We start from the raw sequence: 23203 nt of genomic DNA on the forward strand, positions 1-23203 counted from the left end.
CCGCCACCGACACCGAGCGGCATACCATCGACCACAGAGCTCGCAGACTGCATGATCGTGGCAGGACGCCACCGACCGAGAGGACCCCGTGGACGAGAGCGGCGACAGCGGGCGCCCGAAGCCCGGCGCAGGGGGTTCCGACCCCGGCACCGGGCCGGAGAACGGCAAACCGCGCCGCCCCGCAGATCCGGGCGGCGGCATCCTCATGGGCCGACCTTTCGGTGTGCCCGTGTACGTGGCGCCCAGCTGGTTCGTCGTCGCCGCGCTGATCACGTGGGTCTTCGGCGGTCAGCTCGACCGCGTCCTGCCGGAACTCGGCGCCGCCCGCTACCTGGTCGCACTGTTCTTCGCGATCGCCTTCTACGCGTCCGTCCTCGTCCACGAGCTCGCGCACACCGTCGCCGCCCTGCGCTACAAGCTGCCGGTCCGCCGCATCCAGCTCCAGTTCTTCGGCGGCGTCTCCGAGATCGAGAAGGAGTCCGAGACCCCCGGCCGCGAGTTCGTCCTCGCCTTCGTGGGTCCCCTGCTCTCCCTGGTGCTGGGCGGCCTCTTCTACATCCCCCTGCAGTTCGTCGAAGCCGGCACCGTCCCCGGGGTCCTCCTCGCCGGACTGATGATCTCCAACCTCATCGTCGCCGCCTTCAACCTGCTGCCCGGCCTCCCCCTCGACGGCGGACGCATGCTCCGCGCCGTCGTCTGGAAGATCACCGGCAAGCCGATGAGCGGCACCATCGCCGCCGCATGGGTCGGCAGGGGCCTGGCCGTCGCCGTACTCGTCGGCCTGCCCCTCCTCACCCACACCGGCGCCCTCGGCAACGCCACCAGCGAGATCAGCGGCTTCGAGACCGTGACCGACGCCCTGCTCGCCGCGATCCTCGCCGGAATCATCTGGACCGGCGCGGGCAACAGCCTGCGCATGGCCAGGCTGCGCGAGCACCTCCCGGACCTGCGCGCCCGCACCCTGACCCGGCGCGCGGTCCCCGTCGAGTCCGCCACTCCGCTCTCCGAGGCGCTCCGCCGCGCCAACGAGGCCGGCGCCCGCGCCCTCGTGGTCGTCGACGGACAGGGCAACCCCAAGGGCGTCGTCCGCGAGGCAGCCATCGTCGGAGTCCCCGAACACCGCCGCCCCTGGGTAGCCGTCAGCGGCCTCGCCCAGGACCTCACCGAGGGCATGAAGGTCCCCGCGGAACTCGCGGGCGAGGCTCTGCTGGACCGGCTCAAGGCGACCCCCGCCACCGAGTACCTCGTCATCGAGGACACCGGCGAGATCTACGGAGTCCTCTCCACCGCCGACGTCGAACGCGCCTTCGTCGCGGCGATGGCCCGGCCCGAGGCCTGACCCTCCGCCACCGGGCACACGGGCGGCCGAAAGCTTCCGGAAAGGCCCCCGAAATGGGGGACCCCGAAATACCGGTAGGCTGGCCGCATGTCCGAACCGACCGGTGCCGCCCGCCGTCGCGGCCCATTCAAAGTCGGGGACCAGGTCCAGCTCACCGACCCCAAGGGACGCCACTACACCTTCACGCTCGAGGCCGGAAAGAACTTCCACACCCACAAGGGTTCTTTCCCCCACGACGAGCTGATCGGTGCTCCCGAGGGCAGTGTTGTCCGTACCACGGGAAACGTCGCCTACCTCGCGCTGCGCCCCCTGCTCCCCGACTACGTCCTGTCCATGCCCCGCGGCGCCGCCGTGGTCTACCCCAAGGACGCGGGGCAGATCCTGGCCTTCGGCGACATCTTCCCCGGCGCCCGCGTCGTGGAAGCCGGTGTCGGCTCCGGAGCCCTCAGCACCTTCCTCCTGCGCGCCATCGGCGAGCAGGGCATGCTGCACTCCTACGAGCGCCGCGAGGACTTCGCCGAGATCGCCCAGCAGAACGTGGAGCGCTACTTCGGCTCTCCGCACCCCGCCTGGCAGCTCACCGTCGGCGACCTCCAGGACAACCTCTCGGACACCGACGTCGACCGCGTCGTCCTGGACATGCTCGCCCCGTGGGAATGCCTCGAGGCCGTCTCCAAGGCACTCGTGCCCGGCGGCATCCTCTGCGCGTACGTCGCGACCACCACGCAGCTGTCACGGACCGTCGAATCCATCCGGGAGATCGGCTGCTTCGCGGAGCCGCAGCCCTGGGAGTCGATGATCCGTAACTGGCACGTCGAAGGCCTGGCCGTCCGCCCCGACCACAGGATGATCGGCCACACCGGCTTCCTGGTCACCGCCCGCCGCCTCGCGGACGGCGTCGAGGCGCCGCTGCGCCGCCGCCGCCCGTCCAAGGGCGCCTACGGCGAGGACTACAGCGGTCCCGGCAGCAAGAGCGGATCCGCCACCCGCGACTGACCCGTACAACGCTCAGGCGCCGCCACCCAGTTCCCCGGACCGACCCGGGAGCCGGCAGGCGGCGCCTTTTCGTTGTCCGCGGCAGCGGGCGGTGACCCCGCCGTTCCCCTGCGGTGTGAGGTGTGGCACGATGCTGGCCACCCCCACCCGCCGATTTCCCGTCGGCCGCCGCCTGTCCAGGCCTCCAGGAACCACAGGAGAGAAACCGCGTGCAGTCCTCCGCGCTCCCGGATCTCGCGCACACCGACACCAAGCCGGTGCACTGGCTCGCCACGGCCGCGGCCATGGCCGCCGTCGTCGCCGCGGCGGGCCTGCTCCAGCCGGAGGCGGCCACCGCGACCGCCTCCGCGTCCGAGCACCGCACCAACGCCCAGCACGGTGCCGCGCCCGCCGCCGCAGCACCCGACCCGGCCGACGCCGACTTCCCGCTGGACTGCGGCACAGCCGGATACACCGTGGCCGAACAGGCCGCCGGCGACCTCGACGGCGACAAGAGGCCCGAGACCGTCGCCGTCGTGCACTGCGCCGCGGGTTCCGGCACACCGCCCAGCGGGATCTACGTCCTGACACGGACGAGCGGGGCCGCACCGCGGGTTGTGGCAACCCTGGTGGACCCCGCCCAGAAAACCACGGTCACGGACTTCGCGGTCCGCGACGGCCTCGTCGCGGCGACGCTCCTCGGCTACTCCTCGGCCGATGTGCCGCGCTGCTGCCCCGACGAGCAGGAGAGCGCCACCTGGCAGTGGAAGGGCAACGCGTTCATCAAGTCCGCCGGGCCCGCCGGGGACACCGCGCTGAGCGCCTGAGGCGTTACGCCGCGTCCGGACCGAAGACTTCCACGTTGTCCGAAACGCGACGTACATGAATGCAGTCGCCCGGGCATTCCTTGGCCGAGTCCACCACGTCCTGGAGCAGCGGCAGCGGCACCGGGGTGGTCGCCCCCTTGTCCTGGAGCAGCTCGTCCTCGGCGCTCTTGACGTAGGCCAGACCGTCGATGTCCAGCTCGAACACCTCAGGTGCGTATTGCACGCAGATGCCGTCGCCCGTACAGAGGTCCTGGTCGATCCAGACCTCCAGGTCCTGCGTGTCACTGCTGCCCGGAGCGTCCTGCTGCGCGGTCATGTGTCCTGCCGTTCCCTGCGTATCTGCACCAATTGAAGCCAGCCCTGACGGGTGTTGAACGGTTCGACGATACAACCGGCAGCTTCCGGGTGCCGAAGGGTGGGTATTCCCTTGGCGTGAGGGAGAGCGCAAGGGTGAAGATCGGACACACCACCGGGTCTTTGTGATCTAGGGGTTTCAATCATCACCCACCCAGGTAGGGTCAGGAAGCGTCCAGCTCCCCTTGGAGGAGGTGAGGACCGTGGCAGCCCACGACGACGACATCAACCGCGGCATCCGGCCCGGGCGGGGGTCAGAAGACCCAGCCGGCCAGGTTGCCTATCTCGAGCAGGAAATCGCCGTCCTGCGACGTAAGCTCGCCGACTCTCCGCGTCATACGAGGATTCTCGAAGAGCGGATCGTCGAGTTGCAGACCAACCTGGCAGGCGTGTCCGCTCAGAACGAGCGGCTCGCCAATACGCTCCGCGAGGCCCGCGACCAGATCGTGGCCCTCAAGGAGGAAGTCGACCGGCTTGCCCAGCCACCGGCCGGCTTCGGTGTCTTCCTGCAGGTCAACGAGGACGGCACCTGCGACATCTTCACCGGGGGCCGCAAGCTCCGGGTGAACGTGAGCCCCAGCGTCGAGATCGAAGGCCTTCGGCGGGGTCAGGAAGTCATGCTCAACGAGGCGCTCAACGTGGTCGAGGCCATGGAATTCGAGCGGGCCGGGGACATCGTCACCCTCAAGGAGATCCTCGAGGACGGCGAACGCGCCCTGGTCGTCGGGCACACCGACGAGGAGCGGGTGGTGAGGCTCGCCGAGCCTCTGCTGGACATCACCATCCGCCCCGGCGACGCCCTCCTGCTCGAACCCAGGTCCGGCTACGTCTACGAAGTGGTTCCCAAGAGCGAGGTCGAAGAGCTCGTCCTCGAAGAGGTTCCGGACATCGACTACGAGAAGATCGGCGGCCTGGGCGACCAGATCGAGCTGATCCGCGACGCGGTCGAGCTCCCCTACCTCCACCCGGACCTCTTCAAGGAGCACGAACTCCGTCCGCCGAAGGGCATCCTGCTCTACGGTCCCCCCGGCTGCGGCAAGACACTGATTGCCAAGGCCGTAGCCAACTCGCTGGCCAAGAAGGTCGCCGAGGTCACCGGACAGCCCACGGGGAAGAGCTACTTCCTCAATATCAAGGGCCCCGAGCTCCTCAACAAGTACGTCGGCGAGACCGAGCGGCACATCCGTCTGGTCTTCCAGCGTGCCCGGGAGAAGGCGAGCGAGGGCACCCCCGTCATCGTCTTCTTCGACGAGATGGAATCCCTCTTCCGCACCCGTGGTTCCGGTGTCAGCTCGGACGTGGAGAACACCATCGTCCCCCAGCTGCTCGCCGAGATCGACGGTGTGGAGGGCCTGGAGAACGTCATCGTCATCGGTGCCTCCAACCGCGAGGACATGATCGACCCCGCCATCCTGCGGCCCGGCCGTCTCGATGTGAAGATCAAGATCGAGCGCCCGGACGCGGAGGCCGCGAAGGACATCTTCGCGAAGTACCTCACTCCTTCGCTGCCGCTGCACGCGGACGACCTCGCCGAACACTCCGGTTCGAAGGAGGCCGCCGCCCACGCGATGATCCAGTCGGTCGTGGAGCGGATGTACACGGAGTCCGAGGAGAACCGCTTCCTCGAGGTCACCTACGCCAACGGCGACAAGGAAGTCCTGTACTTCAAGGACTTCAACTCCGGCGCGATGATTCAGAACATCGTGGACCGGGCAAAGAAAATGGCCATCAAGGCATTCCTCGAGCAGCGCCAAAAGGGCCTGCGCGTCTCCCACCTCCTCCAGGCATGCGTGGACGAGTTCAAGGAGAACGAGGACCTGCCCAACACCACGAACCCGGACGACTGGGCCAGGATTTCCGGCAAGAAGGGCGAGCGGATCGTCTTCATCCGCACACTCGTCACCGGAAAGCAGGGCGCGGACACCGGTCGCTCCATCGACACGGTGGCAAATACCGGACAGTACCTGTAAAACGCAGACCGGCTGCGGATGCCCGGCAGGGCATCCGCAGCCGGCCGTTTTCCCGGCAGCTCCGGCCATACCCGAACAATGACGTAATTGATCTCCCCACCGGCGCAGAGGCGCTCTAGGCTCTGCTTTACCGCCGAGTCGCGCAGTGCGGGGACGGGCACCGCACGCGTACCGGACCAGCAGCGGTACTTGAGCGGCGCTCCCGGACGGGGGCACCGCCGGGCAAGGAGGGCCGCATGACCGTACGGCGAGTAATGGGCATCGAGACGGAGTACGGGATCTCCGTCCCCGGTCACCCCAACGCCAATGCCATGCTCACCTCGTCCCAGATCGTCAACGCCTACGCGGCGGCGATGCACCGGGCGCGCCGCGCCCGCTGGGACTTCGAGGAGGAGAATCCCCTGCGCGACGCGCGAGGCTTCGACCTCGCCCGCGAGACCGCCGACTCCAGTCAGCTCACCGACGAGGACATCGGCCTCGCCAATGTCATCCTCACCAACGGTGCGCGGCTGTACGTCGACCACGCGCACCCCGAATACAGCTCGCCGGAGATCACCAATCCGCTGGACGCGGTGCTCTGGGACAAGGCCGGCGAGCGCGTCATGGCCGAGGCCGCCGAGCGGGCCGCGGCCATCCCCGGTGCCCAGCCGATCCACCTCTACAAGAACAACACCGACAACAAGGGCGCGTCCTACGGCACGCACGAGAACTACCTGATGAAGCGGGAGACCCCCTTCTCGGACATCGTGCGCCATCTGACGCCGTTCTTCGTGTCCCGGCAGGTCGTCACCGGTGCGGGCCGGGTCGGCATCGGCCAGGACGGCCACGAGCACGGGTTCCAGATCAGCCAGCGCGCCGACTACTTCGAGGTCGAGGTCGGTCTCGAGACCACTCTCAAGCGCCCCATCATCAACACCCGCGACGAACCGCACTCGGACGCCGAGAAGTACCGCAGGCTGCATGTGATCATCGGCGACGCCAATCTCTCCGAGATCTCGACCTATCTGAAGCTCGGCACCACGGCACTGGTGCTCTCGATGATCGAGGACGGCTTCATCAATGTCGACCTGGCCGTCGACCAGCCGGTACGCACCCTGCACCAGGTCTCGCACGACCCGACCCTGCAGCAGCTGATCACGCTCCGCAGCGGCCGGACACTCACCGCGGTGCAACTTCAGATGGAGTACTTCGAGCTGGGCCGCAAATACGTCGAAGAGCGCTACGGGGCGGACGCCGACGAGCAGACCAAGGACATCCTGGTCCGCTGGGAGGACACGCTGAACCGCCTGGAGACCGATCCGATGAGCCTGGCGGGCGAACTGGACTGGATCGCCAAACGGGAGCTCATGGAGGCCTACAGGCGGCGCGACGGCCTGGACTGGGACGCCCCCCGTCTGCACCTCGTGGACCTCCAGTACGCCGACGTAAGGGCCGACAAGGGCCTCTACAACCGTCTGGCGGCCCGCGGGAAGATGAAGCGCCTGCTCGACGAGAACGATGTCGAGCGGGCCCGTACGAAGCCTCCCGAGGACACCAGGGCCTATTTCCGGGGCCGCTGCCTGGAGCAGTACGCGGACGACGTGGCCGCGGCCTCCTGGGATTCGGTCATCTTCGATCTGCCCGATCGTGACTCACTGCAACGGGTGCCCACGATGGAGCCGCTGCGCGGTACACGTGACCACGTGAAGGAGCTCCTGGACCGCTGCCGCACGGCGGAAGAGCTGGTCCGGACGCTGTCGGGCGGCTGAAATGCCCCTCGGCTGGGAATCAATCAGATGACCTCCGGACGTTGAGACAAGTACCGGGCCAATGTCGGACTCCGTAGGTAGGGTCTGATCAAGTGCTTCGAACCGAGCGGGGTGAGCTACATGGCGACCAAGGACACCGGCGGCGGACAGCAGAAGGCGACACGTTCCACCGAGGAGGCCGAGGAGCAGGCGCAGGAAGCGCAGGCGTCCGAGGACCTCAAGGAGCGGCAGGAGAAGCTGGGCGAGGACGTCGACGACGTCCTCGACGAGATCGACGACGTGCTCGAGGCTAACGCTGAGGATTTCGTGCGCAGCTTCGTTCAAAAAGGCGGACAGTAGGGGCAGATGTCCGAATTGAGCGAGGAGAAGTGGTGCTCCGGCTGCAAGAGGGAATTGCCACTCCCCGCCTTCGCGTCTGACAGGAACCGGCGCGACGGACTTCAGCCGCGGTGCCGGGAGTGCGTGGCGGCCTACGGTGCCGCGCACTACCGGCGCCGCCGGGAGGCTCTAGGTAAGCCGGTGCGGGAGCGTGTGGACGTTCCACACGGGCACAAAGAGTGTCGGACGTGTGGCGAAGTCAAGCCACACAGCGAGTGGCACCGCAACTCGACTGCCCCCGACGGCTTGGCGACGCGCTGCAAAGCGTGCAAGGCGATTCAGGGACGAGCAGGTCACCTGAAGCGTCAGTACGGCATGACCGAGGCTCAGCGCGACGAGATGATCGCGTCGCAGTCGGGCGTCTGCACGATCTGTCTATCTGCTCCCGCCGTACATGTGGATCACTGCCACGAGACGGGTAGGGTCCGAGGCGTACTGTGCTTCAACTGCAATTCGGCCATCGGCAAGTTGGGGGATGATCCTGACTCCTTGCGCAGGGCCATCGCATACCTGGAGGGAAACGCGTGGAAGCCAACACTCGTAGCACCGGGCGTCTACCAGCTGCCTTCCTGACGCCGGGTTCGTCCTCGTTCATGGACTTCCTGTCCGACCAGTCGCCCTCGATGCTTCCGGGCAACCGCTCCCTGCCACCGATGCAGGGAGCCATCGAGGCGCCGCACGGTACGACGATCGTCGCGGCCTCGTTCCCGGGCGGTGTGGTGCTGGCCGGTGACCGGCGGGCGACCATGGGGAACATGATCGCGCAACGGGACATCGAGAAGGTGTTCCCGGCCGACGAGTACTCGGCGGTGGGGATCGCCGGCACGGCAGGTCTCGCCGTGGAGATGGTCAAGCTGTTCCAGCTCGAACTGGAGCACTTCGAGAAGGTCGAGGGCGCCACACTCTCCCTGGAGGGCAAGGCGAACCGGCTCTCCACGATGATCCGCAGCAATCTGGCGATGGCCATGCAGGGCCTGGCGGTCGTCCCGCTGTTCGCCGGCTACGACGTCGACCGCGAGAAGGGCCGGATCTTCTCGTACGACGTCACCGGCGGGCGTTCCGAGGAACACGGTTACGCGGCCACCGGCTCGGGCTCGATCTTCGCCCGCGGGTCGATGAAGAAGCTGTACCGCGAGGACCTGACGGAGGAGCAGACACTCACTCTGGTCGTGCAGGCGCTGTACGACGCGGCAGACGACGACTCGGCGACCGGTGGCCCCGACGTGGCACGCCGGATCTACCCGATCGTCACCGTCATCACGGACGAGGGCTTCCGGAAGCTGAACGACGCGGAATCCTCCGAGATCGCGCGCTCGATCCTGGCGCGGCGGCTCGAGCAGCCCGACGGCCCGCGTGCCGCGCTGCTCTGACCGGTCCCTGATGCTTCTCCGATGCACTCGTCACTGACAGAAAGGGACGGATAGCCGGTGTCGACGCCGTTCTATGTCTCACCCCAGCAGGCCATGGCCGACCGGGCGGAATACGCCCGGAAGGGCATCGCCCGTGGTCGCAGCCTGGTTGTGCTGCAGTTTGCCGACGGCATTGTGTTCGTCGGCGAGAACCCGTCCCGTGCGCTGCACAAGTTCAGCGAGATCTACGACCGGATCGGCTTCGCCGCCGCCGGCAAGTACAACGAGTACGAGAACCTGCGGATCGGCGGTGTGCGCTACGCGGATCTGCGCGGATACACCTACGACCGCGACGATGTGACGGCCCGTGGGCTGGCCAACGTCTACGCACAGACCCTGGGCACCATCTTCTCCAGCGCCGCCGAGAAGCCGTACGAGGTGGAGCTGGTGGTCGCCGAGGTCGGTGCCGGGCCGGAGGGCGACCAGATCTACCGGCTCCCGCACGACGGTTCGATCGTGGACGAGCACGGCTCGGTCGCGGTCGGCGGTAACGCCGAGCAGATCAGCACCTTCCTCGATCAGCGCCACCGTGACGGGATGTCGCTCGCGGAGGCGCTCAAACTGGCCGTGCAGGCGCTGTCCCGCGAGGCCAACGGCAACGAGCGGGAGATTCCCGCCGAGCGGCTCGAAGTCGCGGTCCTGGACCGTACGAGGCCGCAGCAGCGCAAGTTCAAGCGGATCGTCGGCCGGCAGCTGACGCGGCTGCTGGACGCGGACGGTGCGGGAGCGACCCCGACGGACGCCCCGTCCGACACCGAGGAAGCCGATGCCCCGGACGGGACGACCGGCGAGAGCACCGGTGACAGCACCGGCGAGTCCACGCAGGAGTAATCCGCTCGGGCAGGTATCCGTACCGGTGCCCCCGGCAGCCGCGACCGGCTGCCGGGGGCACCGTCACATCCGGGCGCCGTCGGCGGGAGGTGCCGCTGTGGAGCCGCGGATTACCAGGCGCACGGGGAGGCTGCCCGCCTCCGCGGGCCGGCCGTCCAGGACGGCGAGCAGCGCCGCCATGCCGCGCTCGCCCACCTGTTCGGCCGGGAGCTGCACCGTGGTGAGCTCCGGTTCCACCGCCGTGGCGAGGGCGAGGTCGTCGAAGCCGGTCACGGAGATGTCGCCCGGCACCCGTAGCCCGCGCCTGCGTACCGCCTTGCAAGCACCGGCGGCCAGGATGTCGTCGTCGCAGACGATTGCCGTCGGCAACGGCCCGGGGGCGGCCAGGACCGCCTCCGTGGCCTCACGCCCGGCCCGTACGTCCAGCGGGGACGTCACGCGGCGGACGGTGGCGCCGGGGACGTCCCGCACGGCGTCCGCCAGGGCACGGGCCCGCTCCGCGAAGGTCCAGGTGTCCACGCCGGAGGCGAGGTGGACGAGGCGGCGGTGGCCCAGGGCCAGCAGATGCTCCGCCACCTGGCGCATGCCGTCCGCGATGTCGAGGTTCACCTGTGCCGCCGCGCCGTGCTCGTCCGGGTCGCTGTCGAGCATCACCAGGGGCAGATCCGCGCCGCGGAGCGCACCCAGGGTGTCGGCGGCCATGGAGGAGGCGATGACGCCGTCGAGTGCCGCGCGGGCCGACGCGAACGGGTCCCTGGCCGGTCCCGTGCCATCGGGCGAGGGGTAGAGCACGACGCCGAAGTCGTGCTCGGCCGCGACGGCGGCGGCGCCCGTGTAGACCCGGGCGAAGAACTCGTTGGTGAGCGCGGGCACCACGAGGAGCGCGGTGCGGGTGCGGCCGAGCCGGAGGCTGCGAGCGGCGAGGTTGGGCCGGTAGCCGAGGTCGCGGGCGCTGTCGCGGACACGCCCGGCGGTCGCCTCGGACACCCGCCCCTGCCATTTGCCGCCGAGCACGAGCGAGACGGTGGCCTGCGAGACACCCGCGGCCCGGGCCACGTCGCGGCTGGTGGGCCGGGGTGGGGCGGGCCGCTGCGCGCTGCTCACTCGTGCCTCCGTGCTGGACCGGCCAGCTGCCGTGGGATGGACTCGCGGACTGCGCACATGGTACGTATGAACCTCGAAGTTATACGTAAAACTTCGATGGAGCACGAAGCATCGAAGGAGAGAGGCGGACATGGCCGCGGGATATCTGGACATCCTCCGGGCGCGGCATGCCGCCCGACTGCTGGCGGGAACCCTGGTGGGGCGGCTGCCGAACGGCACGGCCCACATCGCGATCGTCCTGTTCACCCGGGCCGAGGGCGGCAGCTACACGCTGGCCGGTGGCCTCGCCGCCGCGTACGGCCTGGCCACGGCCGTGGGGCAGCCCCTCCTGGGCAGGGCCGTGGACCTCCACGGCCAGCCGCGCGTCCAGTTCCCCGCCGCCGTGCTCTCCGCACTGGGCATGGCAGCGCTGGCCCTGGTGGGCCTCGGCTCGCTCCCGCTGGCCGTGGCGGCCGTGATCGTGGCAGGGGTCTTCACACCGCCGCTGGAGGGCGGCCTGCGGGCCCTGTGGCCGAAGGTGCTGGGCAGCGAGGACCGGGTCCACCGTGCGTACGCCATGGACGCGGTGGCCCAGGAAGTGATGTTCACCCTGGGACCGCTCCTCGTCACGGTCCTGGTGTCGCTCTGGTCACCGGCCGCCGCGCTGCTGGTCATCAACGCCATGGGTGTCCTCGGCGCGCTCTGGGTGGTGCTCTCCGAGCCGTCCCGCACCTGGCGCTCCGCTCCCCGCGAGGCGCACTGGCTGGGCGCGCTGCGCTCGCGCGGGCTGCTGGCCCTGCTGGGGGCGTTCTTCTTCGTCGGGCTCGCCCTCGGCTCGATCACGGTGGCGGGTGTCGCGTACGCCGACGACCACGGCCGGGAGTCCGTGTACGGCTGGCTGATGGCCGCGCTCGGACTGGGCGCGCTGATCGGTGGCGTGGCCTACGGGGCGCGCCAGTGGGCGGGAGCCCCCGAGCGGCGGCTGCGGGGCATCGTCGCGCTGCTGGCGCTGTGCTACCTGCCCCTGATGCTGACCCCCGGGGTGCCCGCCATGACCGCGCTGTCCGCGCTCGCGGGAGTCTTCCTCGCGCCGGCCATCGCCTGCTCGTTCATCGTGGTCGACCGGCACGCACCGCGGGGCACGGTGACCGAGGCGTTCTCCTGGCTCGTGACGACGTTCGGTGTGGGCGCCGCGGCCGGAACGGCCGTGGCGGGCCCGGCCGTCGAGCTCGGCGGAACGGCGTCGGGTTTCGCCGTCGCGGGGGCCGGGGGAGTGGCCGCGCTGCTGGTTCTGCTGGCCACCGGAAGGGTCCTCGCAGTTCCCGGGCGTGGGCCCGCTGTTGTGACCGGATCGGAAAATGATCGAAACGGTGCTGCCGAACCCGGTTTCAGCTCAGGCCGTAAGGCGTAATGTTCAGTCATGGACCGCCGCATTTTCGGGCTGGAGAACGAGTACGGCGTCACGTGCACGTTCAGGGGACAGCGCCGACTGTCACCTGACGAAGTGGCGCGCTACCTCTTCCGCCGTGTTGTGTCATGGGGCCGCAGCAGCAATGTCTTTCTGCGGAACGGCGCCCGCCTCTACCTCGACGTGGGATCGCATCCGGAATACGCGACACCCGAATGCGACAACGTGACCGAACTGGTCACGCACGACAAGGCAGGCGAACGCATTCTCGAAGGCCTGCTCGTCGACGCCGAACGCCGCCTGCACGAGGAGGGAATCGCGGGCGACGTCTATCTCTTCAAGAACAACACCGACTCGGCGGGAAACTCCTACGGGTGCCACGAGAACTACCTCGTGGCCCGGCACGGAGAATTCTCCCGGCTCGCGGACATCCTCATTCCGTTCCTCGTCACCCGGCAGCTGATCTGTGGTGCGGGCAAGGTGCTGCAGACCCCGCGTGGCGCGGTCTACTGCGTCAGCCAGCGTGCCGAGCACATCTGGGAGGGCGTCAGTTCCGCCACGACGCGTTCCCGGCCGATCATCAACACCAGGGACGAACCGCACGCCGACGCGGAGCGGTACCGCCGCCTCCACGTCATCGTCGGTGACTCCAACATGTCCGAGACGACCATGCTGCTCAAGGTCGGAGCGACCGACCTGGTGCTCCGCATGATCGAGGCGGGCACGGTGATGCGCGACCTGACCCTGGAGAACCCGATCCGGGCCATCCGCGAGGTCAGCCACGACATCACCGGGGCGCGCAAGGTGCGCCTGGCCAGCGGCCGGGAGGCATCGGCCATCGAGGTCCAGCGCGAGTACTACGAGAAGGCCGTCGACTTCGTCGAACGCCGTGGCATCCGCACCGGCACCGTCGACCAGGTCCTCGAGCTGTGGGGCCGGACGCTGGACGCCATCGAGGCCGAGGACCTCGACCGGATCGACACCGAGATCGACTGGGTCATGAAGTACAAGCTCATCGAGCGGTACCGGGCCAAGCACAACATGACCATGTCGAACCCGAGGGTCGCGCAGATAGACCTCGCCTACCACGACATCCATCGGCGGCGCGGGCTCTACTACCTCCTGGAGCGCAAGGGCCAGACCGCCCGTATCTGCAACGACCTGAAGATCTTCGAGGGCAAGTCGGTGCCCCCGCAGACGACCAGGGCACGGCTGCGAGGTGACTTCATCCGCAGGGCCCAGGAGCAGCGGCGGGACTTCACCGTCGACTGGGTGCACCTCAAGCTCAACGACCAGGCACAGCGCACCGTGTTGTGCAAGGACCCGTTCCGCTCCGTCGACGAGCGGGTGGAGAAACTGATCGCGGGTATGTGATCCGGACGGGAGATCTCCCGCCCCCGCAGGCGACCGGGCCCCGTACGTTCCTCGTGCGGGGCCCTTCGCTCGGCCTAGAGTGTCGGGGACCCATTCACGTGCCGTCTGAGATCTGAGGAACCAGTGCGCCGACTTGCCGGCCTTCTCGTCGTCCCCCTTCTGCTGCTGTCCACGGCGGCATGCGGCGACGACAAGGCCTCCGACTCCGCCTCGTCCGAAGGCAATCCCGCGATCACCGCGGGAGCGAAATTCGGCGAGAAGCCCACCCTGGCGAAGGGTGAGGGCGATCCGCCCAAGGAGCTGAAGACCGAAGTCATCAGTGAGGGTGACGGCGCGAAGCTCAAGAACGGCGACGCGATCCAGGTCAACTACCTCGGGCAGGCGTGGGACTCCACCAAGCCGTTCGACAACAGCTTCGACAAGGGCCAGCCCTTCGACCTGACGCTCGGTGCGGGCATGGTCATCCAGGGCTGGGACAAGGGTCTGGTCGGCCAGAAGGTCGGCAGCCGCGTCCAGCTGGTCATCCCGCCGGCCCTCGGCTACGGCGAGCAGGGCCAGGGAGACATCAAGCCCAACGCCACCCTCGTCTTCGTCGTCGACGTGGTGAAGGCGACGCAGGTTCCGAAGTCCGCCGAGGGCACCCCGGTCGCCCAGGACAACATCGACCTGCCGAAGGTCGGCACGAACACCGACGGCAAGGCACCGAAGATCACGTTCCCCAAGGGCAACCCGCCCAAGAAGCTGGTCTCCAACTACATCCTGGAGTCCGACGGGGACGTCATCAAGGAGACCGACAGCATCGTCGTGAACTACGAGGCCTACCTGTGGAAGGGTGCCAAGAAGTTCGACAGCACCTACGACACGGGCAAGACCGCGACCTTCCCGCTGGCCCAGATCACCGTCAAGGGTCTGAAGAACGGGCTGGTCGGCAAGAAGGTCGGCAGTCGTGTGCTGCTCGTCATCCCGCCGGACCAGGCTTTCGGCAAGGAGGCGCAGCAGACCATCCCTGCCAACTCCACGCTCGTGTGGTCCGTGGACATCCTGACAAAGATGTAAGACTGTCCCGGTTGCCCAGTTCATCATTTAGAGGAGCAGTTCAGTGAGCATCGAGAAGCCCGAGATCGACTTCCCGGGTGGCGAGCCGCCGGCCGACCTGGAGATCAAGGACATCTGGGAGGGCGACGGACAGGTGGCCCAGGCGGGCCAGACCGTCTCCGTGCACTACGTGGGTGTGGCGTTCTCCACCGGCGAGGAGTTCGACGCTTCGTGGAACCGCGGTACTCCGCTGCAGTTCCAGCTCGGTGCCGGTCAGGTCATCGCCGGCTGGGACCAGGGCGTGCAGGGCATGAAGGTCGGCGGCCGTCGCCAGCTGACCATCCCCGCGAACCTCGCCTACGGCGACCGCGGCGCGGGTGGCGGCGCCATCGCGCCCGGCGAGACGCTCATCTTCGTCTGTGACCTGGTCGGCGTCTGATCCGGCCGGACTACAGGAGCGAGGGCCCGCGCCGCAAGGCGCGGGCCCTCGCTTTGGTCCGGACACCCCGGGGCGGTACGGTCGACGGTCGTAGCACGTAGAGAAAGGGCGTCGATGGCGATTGCCAAGGCCGAACGGCTGATGAACCTGGCACTGTGTCTGCTGGGTACCCGGCGCCCGCTCAGCAAGCGTGAGCTCCGCGGGTCCATCGAGGCCTACATGGAAGCGGGCTCGGACGAGTCCTTCAACCGGATGTTCGAGCGCGACAAGGACGATCTGCGCGAACTCGGTCTGGTCATCGAGACCGTGGAGAACCTGGACGGCGACACCGGCTACCTCGCGCGCCGCGACAGCAACCGGCTGCCCCCCATCACGCTGGACGCCGAGGAGGCGGCCGCCCTCGGGCTCGCCGCCAAGGTCTGGCAGCAGGCAAGGCTGGCCGGGGCCGCCAGCGGCGCCCTGCAGAAGCTGCGCGCGGCGGGCATGCCGGAGGCCGAGGACGCGTACGAGGTGCACAGCGCCCTCGAACCCCGTATTCCGGTCCATGAGGCCGCCTTCGAGCCGCTGATGCTCGCCTGCCGGGACCGCCGCCCCGTCACCTTCGACTACCGCAAGGCCAACGCCGCCCGCCCCGAGCAGCGCCAGGTGGAGCCCTGGACGCTCGAGTGCTGGCGCGGCCACTGGTACCTGGCCGGCTGGGACCGGGACAGGGGCGCCGAGAGGGTCTTCCGGCTGTCCAGGATCGCAGGCAGGGTCCGCTCCCGGGCCGGGGCCTTCACGGCCCCGGTGCCCGATGTGGTGACCGTGCGCGAGACCGTGGAGAGCTGGGCGGGGGAGACCGCGACCAGGACCGCCCGGATCAGGCTGCGCGCCGGGTCCGGCTACCCGCTGCGCTCCCGCGCAATATCCGTACGGGAACTCGGCGACGGCTGGGACGAGTTGGAGATTCCGTACGGACACGGACTGGACGCCTGGCTCGTCGAGTTCGGACCCGACGTCGTCGTGAGGGAACCCGCCGATCTGCGGGCCGATGTGATGGACCGGCTGCGCGCCGTGGCCAAGGACTGAGGGGAACCGTACTCGTGGCCACGAACGCGATCGACCAGACCAGGCGGATGCTCTCCCTGGTGACGTACCTGCGCGAGCGCCCCGGCGCCCACGTCCAGGACGTCGCCAGGGCCTTCGGGATCACCGAGGACGAGCTGATCTCCGACCTCGACGTGCTTCCCATGTGCGGGACCAGCTTCCGCGGCGGTGACCTGCTCGACATCGACACCGACGGCGACCGGATCTGGTGGCACAACCCGGACGACGTGGCGGAGCCGCTCCGGCTGGCCGCGGACGAGGCCACGGCGCTGCTCGTCGCGGCCCGCGCGGTGGCCACGCTGCCCGGACTGCGTGAGAGCGACCGGCAGGCGCTGGTGCGCGCGACCGCGAAGCTGGAGACGGCGGCCGGAGAGGTCGGGGCGGCCAGTTCGCGGCTCTCGGTGATCTTCGAGTCCGAGGGCGGGGTCTTCGCCGAGGTCGACCGGGCGATCTCCGAGCGCCGCCGCCTCTGGCTGCGCTACTACTCTCCCGCGCGCGACGAGCTCACCGAGCGCGAGGTGGACCCGATCCGCCTGTTCGCCGTCGGCCACACCTATATGGAGGGCTGGTGCCGGCTCTCCGAGGCGCGGCGTACGTTCCGGCTCGACCGGGTCGCCGAGATCCGGCTGCTCGACGCCCCGGCCGCACCGCCGGAGCTCGAACTGCGTGATCTTTCGGAGGGACTGGTACAGCCGGCGGCCGAGGACCCGGAGGTCGTCGTCGAGGTGGGACCCGGGGGCCGGTGGGTCGCCGAGTACTACCCGCACGACAGCGCGGAGGAACTGCCCGACGGGGGCCTGCGGATCACCCTCCGCACCCCCGACCCGGCCTCGCTGCGCAGGCTCGCCCTGAGGCTGGGCGGAGAAGGGCGCATCACGTCGCCGGAGGACCTCGCGCAGAGTGCGCGGCTGGCGGCCCGGGAAGCACTCGCCGCCTATGACGGCGCCCTCTGAGCGGCGGCTACCGGAACACGGAGGAGACAGAGGCCGTATGACTGCGATATCGAGTAGGCAGACCGGGCCGGTAGCGGTACCGGTGCCCGCCACCGTACGGTTCCGGGCCGCCTGCCCGGACTGCCGCGAGAGATTCGAGCTGGCGGCGGGTGCCCTGCGCCTCGCGATAGGCGCGAGCCGTCGCACTACCTTCTACTCCTTCACCTGCCCCGAGTGCGGCTCGGCCGTCCGCAAGCCCGCCGGGGAGCGCATCATCGAACTCCTCACCGGCGGCGGAGTGCGGACCCTTCGCCTCCACACCGCCCTGCGGTGACCGCCGCGCAGTAACGAGAAGACATCGAGGCTCCGTCCATGTTCTGGCCCATGCTCGCCATCGCGCTGGGATTCCTCGGCCTGGCCGTGCTCGGAATCCTGGCTGTCAAGGTCTTCGTCGAGGCGCAACGGCTCGGCCGCCAGGTTTCGGCCACCACGAAGCGGATCAACCGAGCGGCGGAGGATCTCGAACGAGCGGCAACCGGTCTCGCGGACACCGGAGAGGCCCTGCGATAGCAGGGGAGCGGCCTTAAGGATTCACCGGTTCGGGGGGTACTCTGCTGGAGTCGGCCCAGGCTAGGGAGGTGCGGGCCGCCGACGGGAGTATGCACGGGCATTGCCTCGCGTTTACCCCTGCGGGTTACGATCGCTGCCAGCGCGCAGGTCGGACGTACGTCCGGTCGAACGGGTAGCGAGCCCACCCTCCAGTCGCCTCAGTGAGAAGGAAGTCGCACATGATCGGCAATCTGAAGCCCCTCGAGATCGTTCTGATCATCGCTGTCATCCTGCTGCTCTTCGGTGCCAAGAAGCTTCCTGACATGGCGCGTTCGCTCGGCAAGTCGGCCCGCATCCTCAAGAGCGAGGCCAAGGCCATGAAGAAGGACGACGCGGAGCCTGCGGCGCACACCACGGAGACCGTCGCGGACACCACCCCGCAGCCGGCCCCCGCCAAGACGATCCAGGCCGCCCCGGGAGACGTCACCAGCTCCCGCCCGGTCAGCGAGGCCAAGCCCACCACCCAGAGCTGACAGCTGCCACGCTCCACCTACAGCTGCCGCACGAGACGAGGGAAGTGGGTTGCTCAAGTCTGCCCGCAAGCAGGAGAAGGACGACGAGGGGCGGATGCCCCTCCTCGATCACCTGCGTGAGCTGCGCAACCGACTGCTGAAGTCGGTACTTGCCATCGTGATCGCCGTGATCGCGGCAGCGTTCTTCCAGAAGGAAATCTTCGAGTTCCTGATGAAGCCGATCCTGGACTCGGTCGGCTGCAAGAACGGCGCCGTGACCATGGTCAACGGTCGGCCGTGTGCGGAGATGACCACCAACGGTCTGCTGTCGCCCTTCACCATCGCACTGAAGGTGTCCCTGATGGCGGGCGTTCTGGTGGCCACACCTGTCTGGCTGTACCAGTTGTGGGCGTTCGTCGCCCCGGGCCTGCACAAGCAGGAGAAGCGCTACTCGATGGCCTTCGTGGCTGCCGGGGTTCCGCTCTTCCTCGCCGGCGCCTACCTCGCGTACATGATCCTTCCGCAGACCGCGGAGATCATGCTCGGCTTCACGCCGGACAACGTGAAGAACCTGCTGCCCCTCGACGACTTCCTCGACCTGATCACGCGGATGGTGCTCGTCTTCGGACTGGCCTTCGAGCTGCCCCTGCTGCTCATCCTGCTCAACATGACCGGGGTCCTGTCCGGAGCCCGCATGCTGCGCTGGTGGCGCGGGATGCTGGTCGGACTCACCGCGTTCGCGGCCATCGCGACGCCGGGCGGCGAGCCCATCTCGATGCTCCTGCTGGCGGGCCCGCTCGCGGTGCTCTACTTCATCGCGGTCGGTTTCTCCCTCCTCAACGACAAGCGCAGGCGGCGCCGCAACCCGGACGCCGACCTCGACGACGACGAGGCCTCGCAGCTCGACCTCACACCCGAGGACGTCGGCGCGGTCGAGGGCGTCTCCGCCTCACGGGCCGCCCTGCCCGAGCAGGCCAGTGGTGACTCCGACGGTGCCCGATCTCACCGCGTCAACGGTTACGACGACATCACCTGATCTTGTAGGGTCCTCCCCCAGACTCCGTCCAAGGGGACCCCAGTGACCAGCGAGATCACCCTCTTCGTCAATCCCACCGCAGGACGCGGCCGGGGCGCGCGTGCCGCGCAGCCGGCCGCTTCCGCGTTGCGGGACGCCGGTTTCTCCGTGCGGACCGTGCTCGGTGAGGACGCCGACGACGCCCTGAGGCGGGCCCGCGAGGCCGTGGCCGCCGGGACCGGCGCACTGATAGCCGTGGGCGGGGACGGCATGATGTCTCTTGCCCTGCAGGCTGTCGCCGGGACCGGAACACCGCTGGGCGTCGTCGCGGTCGGCACCGGCAACGACTTCGCCCGCGCGCTCGGGCTGCCGATCCGTGACCCTGCTGCGGCGGGACGGCTGGCAGCCGAGGCGCTCAAGGCGGGGACGGAGCGCGAGATCGACCTCGGCCGGGTCGGCGAGCGCTGGTTCGGCTCCGTGCTCGCCTCCGGGTTCGACTCGCGGGTCAACGACCGCGGCAACCGGATGCGCTGGGTCGGCGGACGGTTCAAGTACGACCTGGCGATCCTCGCCGAACTGGCGGCCTTCCGGCCGATTCCGTACCGGATCCGGCTGGACGGAGGTCCGGTGCGCGAGATCGAGGCGACACTGATCGCCGTCGGCAACGGGTCCACGTACGGCGGGGGCATGCGGATCTGCGCGGACGCGGTCATGGACGACGGGCTCTTCGACGTCACCGTGGTCGGGGACTGCAGCCGGGCCACCCTGCTCAAGGTGTTCCCGAAGGTGTACAAGGGGACGCATCTCGGCCACCCCGCCGTCACGGTGCACCGGGTCGCCTCGATCGAGATGGCCGCCGCGGGTGTCACCGCGTACGCCGACGGCGAGCCGCTGGGGGCGCTGCCCCTCACGGCGACCTGTGTACCCGGTGCCGTCCGGGTCCTCTCACCGTGAAATAAAGATCGGGCTGACTGTCATACCTGGCGGGTAGGCTCGTATCAAGATGACAGAGGACCTCTCACCAGCTGAGCGATACCAGGCTTCCCGGGTCCGTGCGGCCGAGCAGGCCACCGCCCTCGGGCCCTTCCGCGAGATGTACGAGTTCGGACTGGACCCGTTCCAGATCGAGGCCTGCCAGGCCCTGGAGGCGGGCAAGGGGGTGCTGGTCGCGGCCCCCACGGGGTCGGGCAAGACGATCGTCGGCGAATTCGCCGTACACCTGGCCCTGGAGCAGGGCCGCAAGTGCTTCTACACGACGCCGATCAAGGCGCTGTCCAACCAGAAGTTCACCGACCTGGTCAGGCGCTACGGCGCGGACAAGGTCGGACTGCTCACCGGGGACAACAGCGTCAACGCGGACGCACCCGTGGTCGTCATGACCACCGAGGTGCTGCGCAACATGCTGTACGCGGGCTCCCAGTCGCTCACCGGCCTCGGCTATGTGGTCATGGACGAGGTGCACTACCTCTCCGACCGCTTCCGCGGTGCCGTGTGGGAGGAAGTGATCATCCACCTGCCGGAGTCGGTGACTCTGGTGTCGCTGTCGGCGACCGTGTCCAACGCCGAGGAGTTCGGCGACTGGCTGGACACCGTCCGGGGCGACACCCAGGTGATCGTCTCCGAGCACCGGCCGGTTCCGCTGTGGCAGCACGTCATGGCCGGACGGCGGATGTACGACCTCTTCGAGGAGGAGACCGACCACGGCGGCCGGGGCACCGGCCGGCGCGAGGTCAACCCCGACCTCGTCAGGCTTGCTCGCATGGAGAACCAGCGCGGGTACAACCCGCGTGAGCGCCGCCGGGGCAAGATGGTGCGCGAGGCCGACCGCGAGCGCGAGCGGCGTCAGCGCAGCCGGATCTGGACCCCGGCCAGGCCCGAGGTCATCGACCGGCTCGACGCCGAGGGCCTGCTGCCCGCCATCACGTTCATCTTCAGCCGGGCCGGCTGCGAGGGGGCCGTGCAGCAGTGCCTGCAGGCGGGGCTGCGGCTCAACGACGAGGACAAGCGCCGTCTGGTGCGGGAGATCGTCGAGGAGCGGACCGCGTCCATTCCGCCCGAGGACCTCCATGTCCTCGGGTACTACGAGTGGCTCGAAGGCCTGGAGCGGGGCATCGCCGCGCACCACGCCGGCATGCTGCCCACCTTCAAGGAGGTCGTCGAGGAGCTCTTCGTCCGCGGCCTCGTCAAGGCGGTCTTCGCGACGGAGACACTGGCGCTCGGCATCAACATGCCGGCGCGTTCCGTCGTGCTGGAGAAGCTCGTCAAGTGGAACGGCGAACAGCACGCCGACATCACTCCCGGCGAGTACACCCAGCTGACCGGGCGGGCCGGGCGCCGGGGCATCGACGTCGAGGGCCATGCGGTGGTCCTGTGGCAGCGGGGCATGGACCCGGGCGCGCTCGCCGGACTCGCGGGTACGCGCACGTATCCGCTGCGTTCCAGCTTCCGGCCCTCGTACAACATGGCCGTGAACCTCGTGCAGCAGTTCGGGCGGCACCGGTCGCGCGAGCTGCTGGAGACCTCCTTCGCGCAGTTCCAGGCGGACCGTTCGGTCGTCGGTATCTCCCGGCAGGTCCAGCGCAACGAGGAGGGCCTGGAGGGCTACCGCGAGGGCATGACCTGCCATCTCGGGGACTTCGAGGAGTACGCGCGGCTGCGCCGCGACCTCAAGGACCGGGAGACGGACCTGGCCAAGCAGGGTGCGGCGCAGCGGCGGGCCGCTGCCGCGTCGTCGCTGGAGAAGCTGAAGCCCGGTGACATCATCCATGTGCCGACCGGCAAGTTCGCGGGACTGGCTCTGGTGCTGGACCCGGGGCTGCCGGGAGGGCGCACCAACGGGCACCGCGGGCTGGAGTACCACGACGGACCGCGTCCCCTGGTGCTGACCGTCGAGCGTCAGGTCAAGCGGCTGGCCCACATCGACTTCCCGGTGCCGGTGGAGGCGCTGGAGCGGATGCGGGTCCCCAAGTCGTTCAACCCGCGTTCCCCGCAGTCGCGCCGTGATCTGGCGTCCGCGCTGCGCAGCAAGGCGGGGCACATCGATCCGGGCCGCCACCGCAAGGAGCGGGCCGCGGCGGCCGACGACCGGGAGATCGCCCGGCTGCGTACCGAGCTGCGCGCGCACCCGTGCCACGGGTGCGACGAGCGTGAGGACCACGCCCGGTGGGCTGAGCGGTACCACCGGCTGCAGCGCGACACCCGGCAGCTGGAGCACCGGATCGAGGGGCGGACGAATACGATCGCCCGCACCTTCGACCGGATCGTCGCCCTCCTCACCGAGCTCGACTACCTGCGGGGCAGCGAGGTCACGGACAACGGCAGGCGGCTGGCACGGCTCTACGGCGAGCTGGACCTGCTGGCGAGCGAGTGCCTGCGCGAAGGCGTCTGGGAGGGGCTGAACCCCGCCGAGCTCGCCGCGTGCGTGTCGGCGCTGGTCTACGAGTCGCGTCAGGCGGACGACGCGGTGGCGCCCAAGCTGCCGTCCGGTCCGGCGAAGGCGGCGATGGGTGAGATGGTCCGTATCTGGGGCAGGCTCGACGCCCTGGAGGAGGACTTCAAGATCAGCCAGACGGAGGGGGTCGGCCAGCGTGAACCCGACCTCGGTTTCGCCTGGGCCGTCTACATGTGGGCCTCGGGGCGGACGCTGGACGAGGTGCTGCGGGAGGCGGAGATGCCGGCCGGTGACTTCGTGCGCTGGTGCAAGCAGGTCATCGATGTCCTCGGCCAGATCGCGGCCGCCGCACCCAGGGACGGGAGTTCGGTGGCGAAGAACGCGCACAAGGCCGTCGACGGGGTGCTGCGGGGCGTGGTGGCGTACAGCTCCGTGGGGTGATCCCGGACGGGGTGATTCCGGCGGGTGATCCCGTCGGGGTGATTCCGTCGGGGTGGCCCCGACGGGTCGGAACAGCGGAGTGGCCGCAGGCGTGTTCGTGCCTGTGG

23 protein-coding genes are annotated in these 23203 nt (G+C 69.0%); 21 read left to right on the top strand and 2 right to left on the bottom strand.

Features of this window, described 5'->3' with window-relative positions; all coding sequences use genetic code 11:
- Positions 1-88 precede the first annotated feature (88 nt).
- The 3 genes from ACFW9O_RS00940 to ACFW9O_RS00950 all read left to right on the top strand — a co-directional run bounded on the left by ACFW9O_RS00940 (position 89) and on the right by ACFW9O_RS00950 (position 3141).
- Positions 89-1339 carry a site-2 protease family protein gene (locus ACFW9O_RS00940; RefSeq protein WP_351175714.1) on the top strand — a complete coding sequence of 417 codons (1251 nt, stop codon included), beginning with the start codon at positions 89-91 and terminating at the stop codon, positions 1337-1339.
- 87 nt (positions 1340-1426) lie between these two features.
- Entirely contained in the window at positions 1427-2335 is a 909-nt protein-coding gene (locus ACFW9O_RS00945) for a tRNA (adenine-N1)-methyltransferase (RefSeq protein WP_351175716.1), read from the top strand.
- A gap of 209 nt (positions 2336-2544) precedes the next feature.
- Positions 2545-3141, top strand: coding sequence for a hypothetical protein (locus ACFW9O_RS00950; protein ID WP_384603621.1), 597 nt, complete (start codon positions 2545-2547; stop codon positions 3139-3141).
- A 4-nt stretch (positions 3142-3145) separates the two neighbouring features.
- Here the strand turns inward: ACFW9O_RS00950 and ACFW9O_RS00955 are convergent, their stop codons facing one another.
- The gene (locus tag ACFW9O_RS00955; RefSeq protein ID WP_351175720.1) at positions 3146-3457 is read right to left on the bottom strand and encodes a ferredoxin; all 312 of its coding nucleotides are present in this window, start codon (positions 3455-3457) and stop codon (positions 3146-3148) included.
- 241 nt (positions 3458-3698) lie between these two features.
- On the opposite strand from ACFW9O_RS00955, the gene arc reads away from it, so the two are divergent.
- From arc to prcA, 6 genes are all read left to right on the top strand, one after another.
- A complete protein-coding gene (arc, locus tag ACFW9O_RS00960; RefSeq protein WP_351175722.1) occupies positions 3699-5465 on the top strand; it encodes a proteasome ATPase in 1767 nt (588 codons plus the stop codon).
- Positions 5466-5701: 236 nt separating this feature from the next.
- Positions 5702-7213, top strand: coding sequence for a depupylase/deamidase Dop (gene dop / locus ACFW9O_RS00965; protein ID WP_384603623.1), 1512 nt, complete (start codon positions 5702-5704; stop codon positions 7211-7213).
- 120 nt (positions 7214-7333) lie between these two features.
- On the top strand, positions 7334-7552 hold the full coding sequence (locus tag ACFW9O_RS00970; protein WP_351175726.1) for a ubiquitin-like protein Pup: 219 nt from the start codon (positions 7334-7336) through the stop codon (positions 7550-7552).
- A gap of 6 nt (positions 7553-7558) precedes the next feature.
- Positions 7559-8164, top strand: a complete 606-nt coding sequence (locus ACFW9O_RS00975; RefSeq protein ID WP_384603627.1) for an endonuclease VII domain-containing protein — start codon at positions 7559-7561, stop codon at positions 8162-8164.
- Complete coding sequence (gene prcB, locus ACFW9O_RS00980) at positions 8116-8961, top strand: proteasome subunit beta (protein ID WP_384603629.1); 846 nt, start codon at positions 8116-8118, stop codon at positions 8959-8961. Before ACFW9O_RS00975 ends, prcB begins: the two co-directional genes overlap by 49 nt.
- Before the next feature lie 57 nt (positions 8962-9018).
- Complete coding sequence (prcA, locus tag ACFW9O_RS00985) at positions 9019-9831, top strand: proteasome subunit alpha (protein ID WP_384603632.1); 813 nt, start codon at positions 9019-9021, stop codon at positions 9829-9831.
- Positions 9832-9894: 63 nt separating this feature from the next.
- On the opposite strand, the gene ACFW9O_RS00990 is transcribed toward prcA, so the two are convergent.
- Entirely contained in the window at positions 9895-10935 is a 1041-nt protein-coding gene (locus ACFW9O_RS00990; protein ID WP_384603634.1) for a LacI family DNA-binding transcriptional regulator, read from the bottom strand.
- A 130-nt stretch (positions 10936-11065) separates the two neighbouring features.
- On the opposite strand from ACFW9O_RS00990, the gene ACFW9O_RS00995 reads away from it, so the two are divergent.
- From ACFW9O_RS00995 to ACFW9O_RS01050, 12 genes are all read left to right on the top strand, one after another.
- The gene (locus tag ACFW9O_RS00995; protein WP_384603636.1) at positions 11066-12325 is read left to right on the top strand and encodes an MFS transporter; all 1260 of its coding nucleotides are present in this window, start codon (positions 11066-11068) and stop codon (positions 12323-12325) included.
- A gap of 9 nt (positions 12326-12334) precedes the next feature.
- A complete protein-coding gene (gene pafA / locus ACFW9O_RS01000; protein ID WP_351175738.1) occupies positions 12335-13696 on the top strand; it encodes a Pup--protein ligase in 1362 nt (453 codons plus the stop codon).
- Between the two features lie 123 nt (positions 13697-13819).
- Positions 13820-14752, top strand: coding sequence for an FKBP-type peptidyl-prolyl cis-trans isomerase (locus ACFW9O_RS01005; protein ID WP_351175740.1), 933 nt, complete (start codon positions 13820-13822; stop codon positions 14750-14752).
- A 43-nt stretch (positions 14753-14795) separates the two neighbouring features.
- Entirely contained in the window at positions 14796-15170 is a 375-nt protein-coding gene (locus tag ACFW9O_RS01010) for an FKBP-type peptidyl-prolyl cis-trans isomerase (protein WP_329212789.1), read from the top strand.
- 114 nt (positions 15171-15284) lie between these two features.
- A complete protein-coding gene (locus ACFW9O_RS01015; protein WP_351180466.1) occupies positions 15285-16238 on the top strand; it encodes a WYL domain-containing protein in 954 nt (317 codons plus the stop codon).
- A 14-nt stretch (positions 16239-16252) separates the two neighbouring features.
- The gene (locus ACFW9O_RS01020; RefSeq protein WP_351180469.1) at positions 16253-17209 is read left to right on the top strand and encodes a WYL domain-containing protein; all 957 of its coding nucleotides are present in this window, start codon (positions 16253-16255) and stop codon (positions 17207-17209) included.
- A 37-nt stretch (positions 17210-17246) separates the two neighbouring features.
- Positions 17247-17522 carry a hypothetical protein gene (locus tag ACFW9O_RS01025; RefSeq protein WP_383184435.1) on the top strand — a complete coding sequence of 92 codons (276 nt, stop codon included), beginning with the start codon at positions 17247-17249 and terminating at the stop codon, positions 17520-17522.
- Positions 17523-17560: 38 nt separating this feature from the next.
- Positions 17561-17758, top strand: coding sequence for a hypothetical protein (locus tag ACFW9O_RS01030; protein WP_384603641.1), 198 nt, complete (start codon positions 17561-17563; stop codon positions 17756-17758).
- A 218-nt stretch (positions 17759-17976) separates the two neighbouring features.
- The gene (gene tatA / locus ACFW9O_RS01035) at positions 17977-18270 is read left to right on the top strand and encodes a Sec-independent protein translocase subunit TatA (protein WP_351180477.1); all 294 of its coding nucleotides are present in this window, start codon (positions 17977-17979) and stop codon (positions 18268-18270) included.
- Positions 18271-18319: 49 nt separating this feature from the next.
- Entirely contained in the window at positions 18320-19285 is a 966-nt protein-coding gene (gene tatC, locus ACFW9O_RS01040; protein WP_384603645.1) for a twin-arginine translocase subunit TatC, read from the top strand.
- 42 nt (positions 19286-19327) lie between these two features.
- Positions 19328-20218 carry a diacylglycerol kinase gene (locus ACFW9O_RS01045; RefSeq protein ID WP_384603648.1) on the top strand — a complete coding sequence of 297 codons (891 nt, stop codon included), beginning with the start codon at positions 19328-19330 and terminating at the stop codon, positions 20216-20218.
- Between the two features lie 49 nt (positions 20219-20267).
- Positions 20268-23096, top strand: a complete 2829-nt coding sequence (locus ACFW9O_RS01050) for a DEAD/DEAH box helicase (protein WP_384603651.1) — start codon at positions 20268-20270, stop codon at positions 23094-23096.
- Positions 23097-23203: the final 107 nt, after the last annotated feature.

The organism is Streptomyces sp. NPDC059499 (assembly GCF_042749285.1).
GTDB lineage: Bacteria > Actinomycetota > Actinomycetes > Streptomycetales > Streptomycetaceae > Streptomyces.